Source organism: Microbacterium sp. NRRL B-14842, assembly GCF_050470785.1.
The window spans coordinates 1-15,994 of the sequence record NZ_JBFLUM010000025.1; the positions used below are offsets into that span (position 1 = coordinate 1).

20 protein-coding genes and 3 pseudogenes are annotated in these 15,994 nt (G+C 71.2%); 4 read left to right on the forward strand and 19 right to left on the reverse strand.

Going from position 1 to position 15,994, the window contains the following annotated elements; all coding sequences use genetic code 11:
- The coding region (locus AB1285_RS19215) for an aminotransferase class III-fold pyridoxal phosphate-dependent enzyme (protein WP_429977668.1) at nucleotides 1-1,035 on the reverse strand (1,035 nt) is incomplete at its 3' end.
- A 372-nt stretch (nucleotides 1,036-1,407) separates the two neighbouring features.
- Between AB1285_RS19215 and AB1285_RS19220 the strand changes: the two genes are divergently transcribed.
- Both AB1285_RS19220 and AB1285_RS19225 read left to right on the forward strand, forming a co-directional pair.
- Nucleotides 1,408-2,073: a hypothetical protein gene (locus AB1285_RS19220; RefSeq protein ID WP_429977677.1), complete on the forward strand. Its 666-nt coding sequence runs from the start codon at nucleotides 1,408-1,410 to the stop codon at nucleotides 2,071-2,073.
- Nucleotides 2,070-2,990 (forward strand): hypothetical protein, encoded by a 921-nt coding sequence (locus tag AB1285_RS19225; RefSeq protein WP_429977669.1) that lies wholly within the window; start codon nucleotides 2,070-2,072, stop codon nucleotides 2,988-2,990. Before AB1285_RS19220 ends, AB1285_RS19225 begins: the two co-directional genes overlap by 4 nt.
- A gap of 31 nt (nucleotides 2,991-3,021) precedes the next feature.
- Here the strand turns inward: AB1285_RS19225 and AB1285_RS19230 are convergent.
- The 7 genes and pseudogenes from AB1285_RS19230 to AB1285_RS19260 all read right to left on the reverse strand — a co-directional run.
- A pseudogene (locus AB1285_RS19230) lies at nucleotides 3,022-3,477 on the reverse strand (SIS domain-containing protein); the annotation flags it as partial.
- Nucleotides 3,371-3,625 (reverse strand): MurR/RpiR family transcriptional regulator, encoded by a 255-nt coding sequence (locus AB1285_RS19235; protein ID WP_429977670.1) that lies wholly within the window; start codon nucleotides 3,623-3,625, stop codon nucleotides 3,371-3,373. The pseudogene AB1285_RS19230 and the gene AB1285_RS19235, both read right to left, overlap by 107 nt.
- Nucleotides 3,612-4,301: a PhnE/PtxC family ABC transporter permease gene (locus AB1285_RS19240; RefSeq protein WP_429977678.1), complete on the reverse strand. Its 690-nt coding sequence runs from the start codon at nucleotides 4,299-4,301 to the stop codon at nucleotides 3,612-3,614. The genes AB1285_RS19235 and AB1285_RS19240 overlap by 14 nt, the downstream gene beginning before the upstream one ends.
- Nucleotides 4,302-4,427: 126 nt before the next feature.
- Entirely contained in the window at nucleotides 4,428-5,222 is a 795-nt protein-coding gene (phnE, locus tag AB1285_RS19245; protein WP_363590150.1) for a phosphonate ABC transporter, permease protein PhnE, read from the reverse strand.
- A 26-nt stretch (nucleotides 5,223-5,248) separates the two neighbouring features.
- Nucleotides 5,249-6,052 (reverse strand): phosphonate ABC transporter ATP-binding protein, encoded by an 804-nt coding sequence (gene phnC, locus AB1285_RS19250; RefSeq protein WP_370429043.1) that lies wholly within the window; start codon nucleotides 6,050-6,052, stop codon nucleotides 5,249-5,251.
- A 22-nt stretch (nucleotides 6,053-6,074) separates the two neighbouring features.
- Nucleotides 6,075-7,064, reverse strand: coding sequence for a phosphate/phosphite/phosphonate ABC transporter substrate-binding protein (gene phnD, locus AB1285_RS19255; RefSeq protein WP_280564663.1), 990 nt, complete (start codon nucleotides 7,062-7,064; stop codon nucleotides 6,075-6,077).
- A gap of 2 nt (nucleotides 7,065-7,066) precedes the next feature.
- Nucleotides 7,067-7,759 (reverse strand): HAD family hydrolase, encoded by a 693-nt coding sequence (locus AB1285_RS19260; protein ID WP_187662206.1) that lies wholly within the window; start codon nucleotides 7,757-7,759, stop codon nucleotides 7,067-7,069.
- Between the two features lie 118 nt (nucleotides 7,760-7,877).
- Here AB1285_RS19260 and AB1285_RS19265 point away from each other — a divergent pair, with 118 nt between their 5' ends.
- Nucleotides 7,878-8,528, forward strand: coding sequence for an amino acid deaminase (locus tag AB1285_RS19265; protein WP_370429044.1), 651 nt, complete (start codon nucleotides 7,878-7,880; stop codon nucleotides 8,526-8,528).
- On the opposite strand, the gene AB1285_RS19270 is transcribed toward AB1285_RS19265, so the two are convergent.
- Together AB1285_RS19270 and AB1285_RS19275 are read right to left on the reverse strand one after the other, a co-directional pair.
- On the reverse strand, nucleotides 8,529-8,942 hold the full coding sequence (locus tag AB1285_RS19270; RefSeq protein ID WP_370429045.1) for a riboflavin kinase: 414 nt from the start codon (nucleotides 8,940-8,942) through the stop codon (nucleotides 8,529-8,531).
- Nucleotides 8,939-9,448 carry a flavin reductase family protein gene (locus AB1285_RS19275; RefSeq protein ID WP_187662209.1) on the reverse strand — a complete coding sequence of 170 codons (510 nt, stop codon included), beginning with the start codon at nucleotides 9,446-9,448 and terminating at the stop codon, nucleotides 8,939-8,941. Before AB1285_RS19275 ends, AB1285_RS19270 begins: the two co-directional genes overlap by 4 nt.
- A gap of 103 nt (nucleotides 9,449-9,551) precedes the next feature.
- On the opposite strand from AB1285_RS19275, the gene AB1285_RS19280 reads away from it, so the two are divergent.
- Complete coding sequence (locus AB1285_RS19280; RefSeq protein ID WP_187662210.1) at nucleotides 9,552-10,139, forward strand: PadR family transcriptional regulator; 588 nt, start codon at nucleotides 9,552-9,554, stop codon at nucleotides 10,137-10,139.
- A gap of 22 nt (nucleotides 10,140-10,161) precedes the next feature.
- Here AB1285_RS19280 and AB1285_RS19285 read toward each other — a convergent pair whose 3' ends face one another.
- The 9 genes and pseudogenes from AB1285_RS19285 to AB1285_RS19325 form a co-directional block, all read right to left on the reverse strand.
- The gene (locus tag AB1285_RS19285) at nucleotides 10,162-10,488 is read right to left on the reverse strand and encodes a carbohydrate kinase family protein (RefSeq protein ID WP_429977671.1); all 327 of its coding nucleotides are present in this window, start codon (nucleotides 10,486-10,488) and stop codon (nucleotides 10,162-10,164) included.
- Between the two features lie 55 nt (nucleotides 10,489-10,543).
- Nucleotides 10,544-11,047, reverse strand: a pseudogene (locus tag AB1285_RS19290) (PfkB family carbohydrate kinase); the annotation flags it as partial.
- A complete protein-coding gene (locus AB1285_RS19295; RefSeq protein WP_429977679.1) occupies nucleotides 11,040-11,813 on the reverse strand; it encodes an LLM class flavin-dependent oxidoreductase in 774 nt (257 codons plus the stop codon). The gene AB1285_RS19295 and the pseudogene AB1285_RS19290, both read right to left, overlap by 8 nt.
- A gap of 710 nt (nucleotides 11,814-12,523) precedes the next feature.
- Nucleotides 12,524-12,775, reverse strand: a complete 252-nt coding sequence (locus AB1285_RS19300; protein ID WP_429977672.1) for a hypothetical protein — start codon at nucleotides 12,773-12,775, stop codon at nucleotides 12,524-12,526.
- A gap of 115 nt (nucleotides 12,776-12,890) precedes the next feature.
- On the reverse strand, nucleotides 12,891-13,370 hold the full coding sequence (locus AB1285_RS19305) for an ABC transporter permease (RefSeq protein WP_429977673.1): 480 nt from the start codon (nucleotides 13,368-13,370) through the stop codon (nucleotides 12,891-12,893).
- On the reverse strand, nucleotides 13,363-13,992 hold the full coding sequence (locus AB1285_RS19310) for an ABC transporter ATP-binding protein (RefSeq protein WP_429977674.1): 630 nt from the start codon (nucleotides 13,990-13,992) through the stop codon (nucleotides 13,363-13,365). Before AB1285_RS19310 ends, AB1285_RS19305 begins: the two co-directional genes overlap by 8 nt.
- A gap of 228 nt (nucleotides 13,993-14,220) precedes the next feature.
- Nucleotides 14,221-14,724 (reverse strand): ABC transporter substrate-binding protein, encoded by a 504-nt coding sequence (locus tag AB1285_RS19315; protein ID WP_429977675.1) that lies wholly within the window; start codon nucleotides 14,722-14,724, stop codon nucleotides 14,221-14,223.
- A gap of 94 nt (nucleotides 14,725-14,818) precedes the next feature.
- A pseudogene (locus AB1285_RS19320) lies at nucleotides 14,819-15,286 on the reverse strand (ABC transporter substrate-binding protein); the annotation flags it as partial.
- A gap of 45 nt (nucleotides 15,287-15,331) precedes the next feature.
- Nucleotides 15,332-15,994, reverse strand: a 663-nt coding sequence (locus tag AB1285_RS19325; protein WP_429977676.1) for a DUF6226 family protein, incomplete at its 5' end; no start/stop codon positions are given.

Sequence of the window (15,994 nt, forward strand, 5' to 3'; positions counted from 1 at the left end):
GAACACGTCGATGGCCGCGAGCGCCGCGGCGCACGCGATAGGGTTGCCGCCGTAGGTGCCGCCGAGGCCACCGGAGTGCGACGCGTCCATGATCTCGGCGCGGCCGGTCACGGCGGCGAGCGGCAGCCCGCCCGCGATGCCCTTGGCGGTGGTGATGAGGTCGGGCTCGATGCCGAAGATCTCGCTGGCGAACATGTGTCCGGTGCGGGCGAACCCGGTCTGCACCTCGTCGGCGATGAAGACGACGCCGTTCGCGCGGCACCAGTCGACGATCGCGGGGAGGAAGCCATCGGCGGGGACGATGAAGCCCCCCTCGCCCTGGATCGGCTCGATGATGACGGCGGCGAGGTTGTCGGCGCCGATCTGCTTCTCGAGCTGGAGGATCACGCGGGCCGCGGCCTCGCCGCCCTCGAGCCCGTCGCGGAACGGGTACGACATCGGCGCGCGGTACACCTCGGGGGCGAACGGACCGAAGCCGCTCTTGTACGGCATCGACTTCGCGGTCAGCGCCATGGTGAGGTTCGTGCGGCCGTGGTAGCCGTGGTCGAACGCGACGACGGCCTGACGACCGGTGTGCTTGCGGGCGATCTTGATCGCGTTCTCGACAGCCTCGGCGCCGGAGTTGAACAGGGCGCTCTTCTTGGCGAAGTCGCCGGGGGTGACGCGGTTGAGCGCCTCGGCGACGCCGACGTACGACTCGTACGGCGAGATCATGAAGCAGGTGTGCGTGAACTGCGCCGCCTGCGCGGCCACGGCGGCGGCCACCTTCGGGTGCGCGTTGCCGACCGTGGTCACGGCGATGCCGGAGCCGAGGTCGATGAGCGAGTTGCCGTCGGCGTCGACGACCACTCCTCCCCCGGCTGCGACGGCGGCGACCGGCACCGTGTGACCGACACCGGCGGCGACCGCGTCCGCCTTGCGGGCGAGGACCTCGGCCGACCGCGGGCCGGGGAGTTCCGTGACGAGGCGACGCTCCTGCGGGAGGTCGGGGCCGCCGAGGGGGACTGCGGGTGCTGCGGTGTCGAGGAGAGCCATGTCGCGAGCGTACGGCGGCAGCGGAGACGCCCGCATTCGCCGGGGTCGTACAATCGGAGAATTGATTTCGCCGTCTCGTACAACCGGAGATCGTATGGCCCCCGCCGATCCCTCCACGCTGTCCGCCCTGCTGCGCCGCCGGGATCTCGACCTGCGCCTCGTCTCCACCGCAGCGGATCTGCCGGACGGCGCGCTCGACCGGCCGCTGCGCTGGGTCCACAGCTCCGACCCTCGCGGACCCGACGCCCTTCCTCGCGGAAGACCTCGTCCTCCTCACCACCGGCACGCAGTTCGACGACGCGGAGGCCATCGCCCCCCTACGTCGTCCGGCTCGCCGAGCGCGGCGTGCTGGGGCTCGGATTCGGGACCGACGTGCATCGCTCGGGAACACCGGAAGAGTTGATCGCGGCGTGCGCCGACCAGGGCATCCCCCTGTTCGAGGTGCCGTACCGCACGCCGTTCATCGCCGTGGCCCGCGCGCACTCCGAGGCGATCGCGGCGCAGGCCTACGCCCGGCGCACCTGGGCGCTGGACACCCAGCGCGCCTCGCCCTCGCCGCCCTCCGGCCGCGCGGGCTCGAGGCGATCATCACCGAACTCGGCCGTCGACTCCGCGCCTGGGCGGGCATGTTCGACGCGGCGGGGCCGACCTGATCGTCGCCCACCCCCGCGACGCCCTCTCGGCGACTGTCCGGGAAGGGCTCGGGACCCGGGTCCAGGAGATCCTCGACCGCGGACTCGAGGCGGGTCAGTCCCTCACCCTCGATGCGCACACCTTCATGCTCTTCACGGTGGGGCGGGGCGGGCACCTGCGCGGCGTCCTCCGCCGTGGCGGCCGACGCCCTCGACCAGGAGGCCAGGGCCGTCGTCACCTCGGTCATCGCGATGGCGGGGACTGGCGCGGGAGCAGAGCGAGCAGCTCGCCCGCGGCCGACGTCGGCTGCACACGCAGCTGCTGCGCTCGCTCCTGAGCGACGACCCCGGCCTCGCGCGCCGTGTCCTCGGCAGCCTTCCGCCCGCCCCGTGGTGGTGGCGGTGACCGGGGATGCCCCGGCCGAGCCTCTCCTCGACTGGTGGGAGCGCCGACGGGTCGAGCACGGGACGCCCGCCTTCCTCGCGGACTCCGAGGACGGCGTGGTCATCTGCGTGTCCGCGGCCGACGAGGCTCTTCTCGACGACGCGGCCTCGCGCTTCAGCGCCCGCGTCGGCGTCTCGGCCCCGGAGGGGTACGACGCCTTCTCCCGCGCGCACGCCCAGGCGCTCATCGCTCTCCGACAGCCGGGCACGAGCGGCGCCGTCCGGTACGCCGACACGGTCGGATCCAGCCTGCTCACGGCGCTGGCGACGGATGAGGCCCGGCTCGTCGCGGAGTCGCGGCTCGCTCCGCTCCGGGAACACGACGCCGCCCACGGCACCGCGCTCGAACACGCGCTGCGGACCTGGCTCGACCACGACACGCGGGCCGAGCAGGCCGCGGCCGCCCTCGGCATCCACCGGCACACCCTCCGCTCCGGGTCTCCCATGCCGGCGCCCTCCTCGGGGCCGACCTCACGACCTTCCCCGCCCGGGCCGAGGTGTGGGCGCTGCTGCAGACCGCCCGCGACTGACCCGGCCCCTTCCGTCCCCGCCTCCCCCCGCGTCACCTGCACGACCCGCGCGACACCTGCACGACGGATCGGCCCGCCAGGTCGTGCCCGCGGACCGAGGTCGTGCAGCCGGAACCGCGGTCCCTCAGCCGTCGAGGTTGTCGGAGACCACTTCGAGAGCGTGTGCCCGAGCCTGGACGGCGGCGTCGCCGCGCGCGGAGGTGACCGCGGCCGCGAAGACCTCGGCGAACACGAGGAAGGCGACGCGGGAGGCGTGCTGCAGCTCTTCGCGGAAGCTCACCCCGGCCGGGGTGATGACGAGCGACAGGGAGGCCCGCGTCGGTCAGCGCGGAGGACGCGAACGAGGTGAGTGCGATCACCGTCGCACCGCCGCGGGCGGCGGCGGTCGCGACACGCAGGCTCGCCTCATTGGCTCCGGACCCGCTGACGATGACGCACACGTCCTGCTCCGTGAGATGCCGGGCCGCGATCTGCTGGGCGATGGCGTCGGCGATGAACTCCGCCGGTCGCCCTGCCGCCGTGAGCCGCATCGCCAGATCGCTCGCGATCGGCGACGAGAGACCGTTCGCCAGGACCAGCACACGTCGCGCGGAAGCGGTCGCGGCGACTGCCGCGTCGACGGTCGCCGGGGTCCAGGAGACTCGCCAGCACGGGGAGGGACGCCGCGACACGGTCGATCTCACCGCGCATCCGCCCCCAGCACACCCGGCCCGTGATCGACCCGCAGCGTCAACCGCTCCCCCCGCCGAGCTCGGCGGCCAGCGCGACCCGGAGCTGCGGATAGCCGCGGTAGCCGAAGCCCTGGCACGCACGGACGACGGTGGCGCGGCCGACACCCGCCCGGTCGGCGAGCTCCTGCGCTGTCCACTCCACGACGGCGTCGGCGGAGTCCAGGATGAGCTCGGCCACCCGCCGCTCCGCGGGCTGCAAGGTGTTGCGGACCGCGGCGATGCGCACGGTCGGCGGAGCACTAGGGGCGAACACGGGCTCGGGCTCCCTCCATGATCCGGCGGCGGATCGCGCCGGATACCGCGTCGATCAGCATCGTCAACCGCGACAACCACGATGAGCAGGACACCCACCGTCGACCACTCACGGTACTGGGTGTAGGAGGTGAGCATGTCACCGATGCCGCCGACGCCGATGAGGCCGAGGACGGCCGACGAGCGCACGTTGATCTCGAAGCGGTAGAGCCAGAACGACCAGAACGACCGGTTCCGCCTGTGGGCCACACTCCCCATCGCAGCACCTGGAGAGTGCTGCCGCCGGCCGCGTGTGCCGCCTCGATCGGGCCACGGGGCACGGCTTCGACGGCCTCATAGCCCCATTTGCCGAGGGTGCCGATGCCGTTGAGTGCGAGCGCCAGGCTCCCGTGAAGGGCGTGAGCCCTGTCCACCGAGAGGATCACGATCGCGATGATGATCTCCGGGACCGCGCGGATGAGCGAGAACAGCCCGCGAAGCAGATTGCGCAGCCAGACCGGTCCGAAGCCGCGAGCGGCCAGCAGGCTCAGGGGGTGTCGCGAGGAGGATGCCGAGCACCGTGCCGACCCAGGCCATCTCGATGCTCCGCCAGGTCTGCCACAGGGCCTCGGGGAGCTTCTCCCAGTTCGGGTCGCCGAACATGAGCACGGTGTAGCGGACGATCTCCGCCGGGAGATCGGCGAGGCGCGCCCAGGAGATGTCGATCGACCAGAAGGCCAGCACGATCACGGCGGTCACGAGGCCCCATCCGACGAGGAGCCAGGGGCGCCGAGGCCGGGCGGGGACGGCGGTGAGGGGCGCGGTCATACGAGCCTCCGCCGGACGGCGTCGGAGACCACGTCGATCACGATCACCACGATGAGGATCTCGAGGATGATGAGCGAGAGCTGGTCGTAGCGGTAGAACGTGCGGACGGCGTCGATGAGCAGCCCCATCCCGCCCGCGCCGACGAGTCCGAGCACGGTCGATGCGCGCACGTTGAGCTCGAAGACGTAGAGGGTCTGGTTCGCGAAGGCGGGCCAGGCGTCCGGAAGGGCGAGCGTCCGGTTGATCTGCATCTGCGTCGCGCCCACGGCCCGGCCGGCCTCGAGGGGCCCGCGGTCGTTCGTGTCGATGGCCTCGGAGACGAGCTTGACGATGATGCCGATGTTGAACAGGACCAGCGCCAGGATCCCGGGAAGGGCGCCGACGCCCACCATCGCCACGAGGATGGCGGCGTACAGCAGGTCGGGAACACTGCGCACGACGTTGAGGACCCCGCGCACGACCAGTCTCGCGCCCGTGTTCGGGTTCGTCGCCCGCGCCGCCCAGAAGCTCAGGGGCAAGGACACGGCGGCGCCCAGGGCGGTGGCGATGACCGCCATCTGCAAGGTCTCGATCAGCGGCGGGACCGTGCGCGGGAAGAACGACCAGTCGGGCACCAGCAGCTTCAGCACCTTGTCGGCGCCGTTCTGCCAGTTGCGCGCGATCGCGTCGAGGTCGACTCCGATGCCGACACCGGGCAGACACATCACGACCGTCACGGCGACCACACCCGCCAGGACAGCGGCTCCCTTCCAGGCACCGGGTGGGCGCGCGGGCACGTCGAGCGGTGCCACCGCGGTGTCCTGGTCGACGACGGGGGTCACGCGTCCAGCCGATCGTCCGAGGTGAGCGACCGGCCGTAGATGCCCTCGAAGTCCGCGTCCGAGGCACCGGCGGCGGGGCCGTCGTAGACGATCTCGCCCGCGCGCATGCCGATCATCCGGGCGCCGTATTCACGGGCGAGGTCGAGCAGGTGGAGGTTGACGAGCACCGTGATGCCGAGATCGCGGTTGATGCGCCGCAGGTCGTTCATCACGCCGTGCGCCGTGGGCGGGTCGAGGCTCGCCACCGGCTCGTCCGCCAGGACGACGCGAGGCTCCTGCGCCAGAGCGCGGGCGATCGCGACGCGCTGCTGCTGGCCGCCGGAGAGATCGGAGGCCCGCGCGTGCAGCTTGGGCAGGATCCCGACCCGGTCGAGCGCGTGGTACGCGCGCTGCCGGTCAACGTCAGGATAGGCACCGAGGAGTGTGCGCCACAGCGGCGTGTGGGCGAGACGCCCGACGAGCACGTTGTGCAGCACGCTGGCGCGACCGGCGAGGTTGAAGCCCTGGAAGACCATGCCGATGTCCCCCCGGAGCCGGCGCAGCGTGCGCGGGGAGGCGCCGCTGACGCGATGCCCGCCGACGTCGAGGGTGCCGGACGTGACCGGCACCAGGCCGTTGATCGTGCGGATGAGAGTCGACTTCCCCGAGCCGGAGAGCCCGACGACGGCGACCATCTCGCCCGCGGCGATCTCCAGTGAGACGCGGTTCAACCCGATCGTGCCGTTCGGATAGCGCACCGTCACATCGTCGAGACGGATGTTCCACGGCGTGGACGCCGCGGCCGGAGCCGCGGCGTCCACCGGGTGATGCGGAGCGGACAATTTACTGCAGCCCCAGGGCCTCGGCGGCCCGGGCGACGACGTCGAGCGACGCGGGGTCGGCCGGTGCGAGCTTGGTGATCGAGTAGATGCTCTCCAGGATCGTCGAGCCCTCCTCCGTGTTCGAGAACTCCTCGAGCGCGGTCGTGATGCGCTCCTGCAGCTCCGGGGACAGGTCGGCAGACAGAGCGACGCCGTCGTTCGGGATCTCCTCGGTCATGGCGAAGACGACGACCTTCTCCCCCACGTCCGGGGTGTCCTTCTGCACGATCGTGCGGGCGTCCCAGAAGCTGAAGCCCACCTCCGCGTCGCCGTTGTAGACGGCCAGCACGGACGCGTCGTTCGCAGTCACCGGGATCTGCTCGATGTCCGCGTCCGTGTCCAGGCCCGCCTCCTGGAGCGCGAGGATCGGGTAGATGTAACCGGCGGGGGACCCCGGGCCGAGGACGGCGACCTTCGCGCCCTCCACCTTGTCGATGCTGTCGAGACCGGCGGGTCCGGTCATGGCGTCGGCGCCGTTGCAGAAGAGCATCCCGTCACGCGCGACCGGCTCGTCCTCGCAGTACTTGTCGGGGTTGTTCGTCATGAACTGCGCCGGGTAGGTGATGTTGCCGTTGCGCTCGGTCTGCAACACGACGGACGCGTCGTACATGTCGTTCGCCTGCCAGAGCTGCAGCGACGGCAGGAAGCCGATCTGCGCCTGCCCCGCGCCCATCGCCTCGACCGCGGCCTGGTAGTCCTTCGAGACGACACCGGTCACCTCGATCCCGAGCTCTTCCGTGAGGTAGTCGGTCAGCGGGGCGGCTGTCTCCACGAGGCCGTCCTGGTCCTGCGACGGGACGAGGGCGAGGACGAGGGAGTCCGGATCCTCGGCGGGGGCGGCGGACGGGTCGGACCCGGCAGTGGTGCCGGAGCACCCGGCGAGCGCGACGGTCAGCAGGGCACCGGCGGCGGCGAGACCGAGAACCGGGCGGCGGAAGGGGGAGGTACGCATGATCATCCTTCGGTGGTGAGGGTGTGTGAAGTGGACGGAACGGAGGAGTCGGTGGCCCGCAGCCAAGCCTCGAGCTGCGGTGCGAGAGTGGCGAAGTCGGCCGCGCGGAAGGTCGGGGTCGCTGCCGGGTCGGCGAAGCCCCCGATCAGCGCGGTGGCGTGGCCGCGGGCGTGTGCGGGAGCGAGATCGTTTCGCCACATGTCGCCGATGCTCAGGATGCGGGCATCGGGCGGCAGCGCATCGAGGACCTTCTCCATCCCGGCGGGCTTGCGGGCATCGGTCACGATGCGGTCGAACAGTCCCGCGAGCCCGAGGTGCTCCAGAGCCTCCGGAAGACGCAGGGCGGGGGCGTTGGTCACCAGCACGCGCTCCGCTACGGGGCCGGCGGTCCGAAGGAACTCGACCAGGCCGCTCGGGACCGTGACCGGAGCCGCAGCCGTGGCGAGCTGGGCGCGGCTCGCCAGGTAGGCCGCGCTGAGCACGGCACCGTCGGCGCCGAAGCTGTCCGCCGCGCGGCGGACGACGTCGTACCCGTCGACGGCGTCGGGGCCCGCGACGGCGAGCGCGACGCGGACGTCGTCGACGAACCGCTCCGACGCGCCCAGCGCGGTGGCCACATGTCGGGCGTAGGCGAGGACAGGGCCGTCGCCGAGCGCGATCGTGCCGTCGAAGTCGAAGAGGAGGATGGTGGTCACGGGGTTCCTTCCGTGCGGACGCTCCGTCCAGCATGGGCAAACGACATGGACGGAACGCCCACAGCGCATGAACGCCGCGTGAACACTCCGTCCACGTCGTTCCCGTATGGTGAACGCCGTGTCCGAACTCGCTGCCCTCATGCACGCCGCCGACCGCGCCGCGACCAGCACCCCGGTCGCCGCGCAGAGCGCGATCGACGCGTTGCCCTGGCTCGATGCCTCACTCCGGGCTGATCGCGATGCGAGGCGCTTCGCCGCGTGGGGCCGGTCGACCGCCGTCGACGAGAACACCGGCACGGGCGTCATCGCGCCCGCCCTGTTCGACGAACTCCACCGGCGCGCGGGCCTGCCGGCGACCTGGCCGGTCGGTAACGCCGGGCTCCTGCACTGCTACGGCTACCTGCTCTCGCGGGAGCCCACCCCCTACGGCCTCAAGAGCGACCGCTGGCTGACCCCGGCGCTGGCTGTCGCCTGCGGACTCCCCGAGGACGCCTTCCTCCCCTGGCTCCCCGGTCCGACACTCCTGGCCCGAGCGACCGCCGCGGCCGCCGCCCTGTCCGCAGGCCTGCACGGATCCACGGTCGCCGTCGCCGGCCGCGAGAGTCGGGTCTTTCTGAGCGCGTCGGAGGGGCCGGCGGCCCTGGCCTACGCGGTCGCACCATCGCCGGGGCTCCCCCCGCTCCCGGTCACGCTCTTCCCCGTGACCGACGCGGCGGCGATCCTCACCGAGTTCCCCACGCTGCCGCGACTCCGCTGGAACGCGGCGTAGTCAGCGCCTCGCGAACGTGCGCCGCTCCGCGGCGAGAAGCCGCCGCGAGGCCGCGACATCCGCGGCGGTCCGGGCGACGAGCTCCTCGACCCCATCGAAACGGAGCGTCGGCCGGAGCAGCGCGACGAGCTCGACCGACAGCAGCTGCCCGTAGAGGTCGCGGTCGATGTCGTGGAGGTGCACCTCGAGACGCCGCGCCCGGTCGCCGCAGAACGTCGGATTGACGCCGACGCTCGCCGTCGCCTCCCACCGCCGGTCGTCGCCGGGCAACAGCGCCCACGCCGCGTAGATCCCATCGTCGGGCAGCAACCGCTCGGACAGGGCGAGATTCGCGGTCGGGAAGCCGAGCAGCCGACCGCGACCGTCGCCGGGGACGACCAGGCCGGAGAGCACCCGGGGCGCCGGTCCGCTCACACGTCTCCGGCGGGCGAGATGGCACGGTAACGGCTCTGGTGGAACACGAGCGGCTCGACGCCGTCGAAGAGCGTCACATCCTGGATCTCGTAGAGCGCGATCTCGTGGTCACCACCGTCGAACGTGCTGTGCAGCCGGCACGTGAGCCAGAGCGCGGCGTCGTCGATCAGCACGGCCCCACCCTCCGAGCGATGCCACGCATGGCCGCCGAACCGGTCGCCTTCGCGCGCGGACAGCGAGCGGCTGAGCGGCTCATGGTGCGCCGCGAGGACACTCATCCCCAGTTCGGGGACGGCGCGCAGCACGGGCCACGTCTTCGAGGTGCGCGCGGCGCTGACGGCGACGAGGGCGGGCTCCAGCGAGATCGAGGTGAAGGAGTTGACCGCCATACCGACGGCGCGGTCCTCGACGTGCGCGGCCAGCGCGACCACACCGGTCGGGTAGACGGAGAAGGCGCGACGGAGAGCGCGGTCCCGCGGCAGGGCGTCGGTCACGGCAGTGGTCATCACGAAGTCCTTTCGATAGTCAACTTTGACTAGTCTGAATTATATGCATTTTTGACCATGCAAACAACAGGTTCCACCGCACCGAACCGTTAGCATGAAGCGCATGTCGACCACCCGCCTCGTCGTCCTCGGTGCCGTCAAGCAGTTCCAACCGGTGCACGGCTACTTCCTGCGCCGCGAGCTCATGACCTGGCACGTCGACGAGTGGGCGCACATCCAGCCCGGTTCGATCTACAACGCCCTCCGCGCGCTCGAAGTCGACGGCTACGTGGCGGAGAGCGGCACCGAGACGGAGGGCAAGCGCCCCGCGCGCACCACCTACCGCATCACCCCGGCCGGCGAGGTGGAGCTGCAGCGCATGCTGCGCGAGAACCTCTGGAACGTCGCGGCCTTCGACACCCAGGCGATCATGACCGTGGCCTCGTTCATGTTCGTCCTCAGCCGGCAGGAGGTCATCGCCGGCCTCGAGCACCGGCTCATCAAGAGCGACGCGATCATCACGCAGAACGGCTTCGACGTGCAGGACACCCTGCGCTCGGAGACGACCCCGGAGTACGTGCGCGAGATCTTCGACCTCTCCACCGCCCGACTCACCGCCGAGAAGGAGTGGCTCCTGACGCTGCTGGAGCGGCTGCGTGCCGGAGCGTACACATTCGCCGGCGAGACGGCGGAGACCACCCCTACGCGCTGATACCGCCGCGCCCAGCGCGGACTCAGCGCCGCGCTACCAGAGCCTCCAGAGCGGTGACGGACAGCGCCGGAGTGGTCGCCCCACGGTGACGGGCGACGATCGCCCCCGCGGCACAGGCGCGGACGAGAGCGTGCTCGATGTCGTGACCCTGAGCGAGCCCCGCAGCGAGGGCGCCGCAGAAGGCATCCCCGGCTCCCGTCGTGTCGACGGCGTCGATGCGGAAGGCCGGCACGTGCACGCCGGGGCGCCCTGGCCGATGCAGCGTCACACCGGCGGCCCCCTCCGTGAGCACGACCGCCCCGGCGCCGGCGCCGAGGAGCCGCTCGACGCCGCCGAGTTCCGCGCACATCCGTCTCGTTCACGACCAGCACGTCCACCTCCGGCAGCAGGTCGACGGCGGCGGGGTGCGCGGGGGCGGCGTTGAGGATCGTGAGGGTCCCGGAGGCATGTGCGGCGGCCAGGGCGGCGGCGACCGCGGCGAAGGGCACCTCGAGCTGAGTGAGCATCACGGCCGCCCCGACGGTCCCGGCCACGGCGTCTTCCGGAGTGAGCTCGCCGTTCGCCCCCGCCGCCACGAGGATGCTGTTGTCGCCGTCGTCGAAGGCCAGCACGTGCGCGACCCCGGTCGGCGCGGACGCGGAGCGGCGGAGCGCGGCGTCCACTCCCGCCTCCGTCAGCGCCGCCTCCAGAACGGCGCCGGCCTCGTCCGCTCCGACGACGCCGCAGAACGTGGTCACGGCTCCCGCGCGGGCCGCGGCGACAGCCTGGTTCAGACCCTTGCCACCGGGGAAGCGGCCTCCGGCCCGGCCGAGCAGCGTCTCACCGACGCGGGGAGGACGCGACACCTCGACCACGAGGTCGAGGTTCGCGCTCCCCACGACGGCGACGCCGGCGAGGCTGTCAGACACGGGCCATCGTCCGCCGGAACGACGACCCGATGTGGGAGTCGGCGAGCGCGGGCGTCGGGGTGCCCATCAGCCGTTCCCGCAGCGACTCCGGCTCGGCTGCGGGGTCGGCGATCGCCCCGCGCTCCTTGAGGATCGGCAAGACGTGCTCGATGAAGTCGGCGGTCGAGGCCGGCGGGATCACCGGAGCGAAGAGGAAGCCGTCGAGGTCGGCGCCGTCGGCGAGCTCCATCATCCGGTCCGCCACCTGCTCCGGCGTGCCCACGATCGGGCGGGCGCCCACGCCGTGCGCGTGCCAGTCGGCCAGGACATCGCCCACCGTCTTGTCGGCGAAGCGCGCGACCTGCGTCTGCGAGAGTTCGGTGCGGAGCTCGGACATCGGCGTGCGCGGGTCGTACGACGACAGGTCGAGACCGGTGAACCAGGCGTAGGAGGCGACGGTGACCTCGGGATTCTGCGCATCGGCGACCTCCGCGTAGGTGCGGCGGGCCTCCTCCTCGGTGCTGCCGACGACCGCGGCGAACGCCGACATGATCTTCACCTCGTGCGCCGCACGGCCGTTCTTCACCGCCTCCTCGCGGATCGCCGAGGAATGCGTGCGGAGCTGCTCGACCGAGCCGCTCCCGACGAAGATCGCCTCGCCGTGCTTGCCGCCGAACTCGCGACCGGCGGGCGACGCCCCGGCCTGGAACAGCACCGGCGTGCCCTGCGGCGAGCGCTGCGTGTTGCCGTAGCCGTGCGAGCGGAAGTAGGGCCCGTCGTGCGCGATGCGGTGGACCTTGGCCGGGGTCGGCGAAGCGACCGGACTTGTCGCGCTCCAGCGCCCCTTCCTCCCAGGCCCCCTCCCACAGCTTGTAGACGACCTGCATGAAGTCGTCCGCCATCAGATAGCGCTCGTCGTGTCCCACCATCGGCACGCCGAAGCCCTGCACCGCGGTGTCGGCGGTGCCGGTGGTGACGACGTTCCAGCCGATCCGGCCCCCGACAGGATGTCGAGAGTGGCCAGGCGTCGGGCGAAGGAGTACGGCGGCTCGAGCAGGGTCGACCCGGTGGCGACCAGGCCCAGGCGGGTGGTCTCCGGATGAGGGCGGCGAGGATGATCGCCGGGTCGAGCCGCGGCAGATCCAGGCCCTCGACGGAGCAGATCTCCGGCCGCTCACCGGCGACGTCGGCCCAGCCCCACGCGTCGGCGAGGAAGAGGAAGTCGAAGCCCGCGTTCTCGACCAGGCGCGCGGTGTCGCGCCAGTAGTCGAGCTTGTCGAAGAGGTAGCGCCGATTGTCGGGGTGGCGCCAGGTCGCGGTGCCGGAGTCGTTCGCCTGGCGTTTCTCGAAGAGTCCGAGCCGCAGGGTCTTCACGGGGTGCTGAGCGGTCATGGCGATGCCTTCCTGGGAGTGGGGGATGGAGTCGTTCGGAGTTTCCGGGCACGCCGGGGAACCCGGGGGCGCGGGGTCGCGCCCCCGGGACCGGGGGTCGTGCGGTCAGCCCTTCGCGGTTGACCTCGCCGTCGCTCCACCACAGGACGCGCCGGCGCACGACCGCGAGGAGCACGATGAGGAGCACCCGAGCAGGCAGAGCAGAGCGATGCTCGCCCAGGTCACGGGCAGGTTCGCCTGTGCCGCCGAGGTGGTGACGAGGGAGCCGAGACCGGCCTGCTGACCGGCCGCGACGAACTCGGCCACGGCGGCGCCGACGACGGCGAGGGGCAGTGCGATCCGCAGACCGGCGAACACGTACGCATGCTGCCGGGGAACCGCAGCTCGCGGAAGATCTCCCACCGCGAGGCGTGCAGCGTCGTGAACACGTCGAGCGCCTTCTGGTCCACGTCGCGGAGGCCGGCGAGCGAGTTCACGAGCATGGGAAGAAGACCACGAGTCCTGTGACGATGAACTTCGGCACCATGCCGAACCCGAAGGCGACGACCAGCGCCGGGGCGATCGCGACGATCGGCGTCACCATCACGATGATGACCAGCGGCATGACGGCCCGCTCGATGATCTGGAACTCGGCCATCACGACGGCCAGCAGGAAGCCCGCCAGTATGCCGGCGGAGGCCCCGACGACGACCTCCAGCAGCGTCACGAGGAAGTTCGACCAGTACATGCCCGCGTCCTCGACGAGGCTGGCGCCGATGGCCTCCAGCGTCGGCAGGACGTACGGGTTGGTCCACGCCACGATCTGCCAGAGCAGAGCCGCGATCACGAACGTGATCAGGGTCGGTCCCCACGAGCCCCAGCGGAGCCAGCCGGGGATGCCGCGGCGGGGCTGCGCCTTCAGCCGCGCCGTGGCGAGGGTGGCGGTGGTGTCTCTCATCGTCAGCTCAGACATGGGCCTTCTCCGTCTGCGCGCGCAGCGCACCGCGCACGACTGCCTCCAGGTCGCGGAACTCGTCCGTCGCGTACGCCTCCTCGGTGCGCGGTCGCGGGAGGTTCACATCGATCACCTCGGCGATGCGGCCAGGGTGGGCCGCCATCACCACGATCCGGTCGGAGAGCATGATCGCCTCCGGCACCGAGTGCGTCACGAACATCACGGCCTTGCGGTTCGACTGCCAGAAGTCCAGCAGGGCGATGCGCTGCAGGTCGCGGTTCATCTCGTCGAGGGCCGAGAACGGCTCGTCCATCAGCATGATCGCCGGGTCGAACACGAAGGCCCTGGCGATGGCGGCGCGCTGCTGCATACCGCCGGAGAGCTGCCCCGGGTACTTCTTCAGCGCATGGCCGAGCCCGAAGGTCGACAGCAGCTCGGCGGGGTCGCGGAGGGCGCGGTCGCCGTTGGCCCCGCGGTTGATCCGCACGGGGAGCTCGACGTTCTCGCGCACCGTCTTCCACGGCAGGAGCGCCGGGGACTGCGGGACGAGACCGATCTTCTTGTCGCGGGAGGCCGCCGTGACGCTCTCGCCGTCGATCGTGACGGTGCCGGAGTCGGCGTCGAGGAGTCCGGCGACCACCTTGAGCAGCGTGGACTTGCCGCACCCGCTGGCCCGATCACCGACACGAATTCGCCCATGCCGATCGTGAGGCTCACATCGTCGAGCACCGTCACCTGGGCTCCGTCGACGCCGAAGGACTTCGAGACGTTCCTGACCTCGACGCCCGCGCCGTGTGCCGCGGTCATCACTTCTCCGCCCAGACGAGGGTGTCGCCGTCGTACAGGTCCGCCACGAGATCCGGGTCCATCATGTCGGCGATGGCGGGGAGGTCCTTGACGTCGCCGTACTCCTGCACGATCTCGTACTCGGGCTGCACATGTCCTCGGTCTGCACGCCGGGGTTGCCGCCCGCGCTCTCGCGCACCCAGGCCGACTCGACCTCCCACGTACGGGCGAGCTGATCGCGCGGGAACGCCGCACCCTGGCCGTTCTCCTCCGCGAGGGCCGCCAGCATGTCGATGCATTCGTCCGCCTCGTCGAGGCAGAACTGCAGGGCCTTGAGGCTCGCGCGCATGAAGTCGGCGGCGACCTCACGGTGCTCGTCGAGGAAGCGCGAGTTCACCTCCATGACGTTGTACGTGCCCTCGACGCCCAGGTCGGAGGGCAGGAACTCGCTGAACGGGAGGTCCTGTGCCGTGAGGGTCTGCGGCTGGTTGGAGGCGTAGCCGACGATCGCGTCGACCTGCTCGCGCACGACGACGGTCGGGTCGTAGTTGGTCATCTTCACCATCTCGACCTTCGAGACGTCCACCCCGCCTCATCGAGCATGGCCGAGGCGATGGGCGTGAGGTTGATGAAGTACCCCAGCGAGCCGCCTTCGAGGTCGGTGAGGTCGGCGAGCTTCTCGTTGCCGAAGATCGAGACGGCGGGGTCGTGCCGTAGGTCGCTACCGCGGTGAGGTTCTTGCTGTTCGCCGCGGCGAGCATCACATCGGAGGCGGAGCCGAGAGCGGTGAACTGCGCCTGCCCGGAGGCGACGAGCTGCTGCCCGTTCGCACCGGACGCGTTGATCTCCACGTCGAGGCAGAGGTCGTCGAAGTAGCCCAGCTCCTTCGCCAGGAACACGTCGAGCTGCCCGGCGCTGGCGGAGTAGCCGTAGCCGGAGATGTAGGTGATGGTGCCGGCATCCTGGTTGCGCTGGCAGGCGTCGCTGCCGCCCGCGCTCGTGGGGGCGGTATCGCCGCCGGGCGCCGGCGAGGAGCATGCTCCGAGCGTCAGCGTGGCGGCGAGAACGCACGTCAGGGTGGCAGTGGTGCGGAATCGGGTTTCCGCAGAGGAAGTAGCCATGAGGGTCCCTTCTCGGCCGTTCGTCATTGATGGCTCGATGAAACTAACATAGTCAATCTTGACTAAGCAAGATCAAACTAACTCCATCCGCACGATCCGGTGACGGATGCACGACTCCCCCGGGCCTCGGCTCGTGCGCGCGCAACACGGTCGTGCATCCGTGGCCCGGGGAGAGAACGAGAAGGAACAGTGTCCAGGACGGGACGGGACGGGCGGATTCAGACCGGGTCGAGCGGAGCGGCCAGGCGGGCCACCAGCCGTCGTCGAGCCCGCGCAGCAGGGCGGCCGTGCGCTCTCGCGCCTCGCGGGCATCTCCGGAGCGGGGCCTGAGCTGCTCTCCCGCCGCTCGCCGTCCGGCGACCGGATCTCGGTGTACAGCCACGCGCGGCGGCCGACGGGATACTTCTCCCGGAAGCCACCGGCGGCGACCGACAGCAGGATCCGCTCCAGCTCGTCCGCCGCCGTCTCGGCGGTCTCGTCGCAGGCATCGCAGATGCACGACGGCACGATCGCGTGGAAGTGGGCGCCCGCCTCGACGCTGACGGAGGGAACGGTCGGCGTGATGACGACTCGCGCACCGCGCGCCGGTTCGAGCACGACGCGCTCCGTCCCGTCCTCCCCCGACTCTCGCCGCGCCTCGACCTCGTACTCGCGGAGAGGTGCTCGACGAGCGCGTCGACCACGAGAAGCAGCGGTGCCGAAGCGCTCCGGGTGGCTCTCCCGAGAGTACGACTC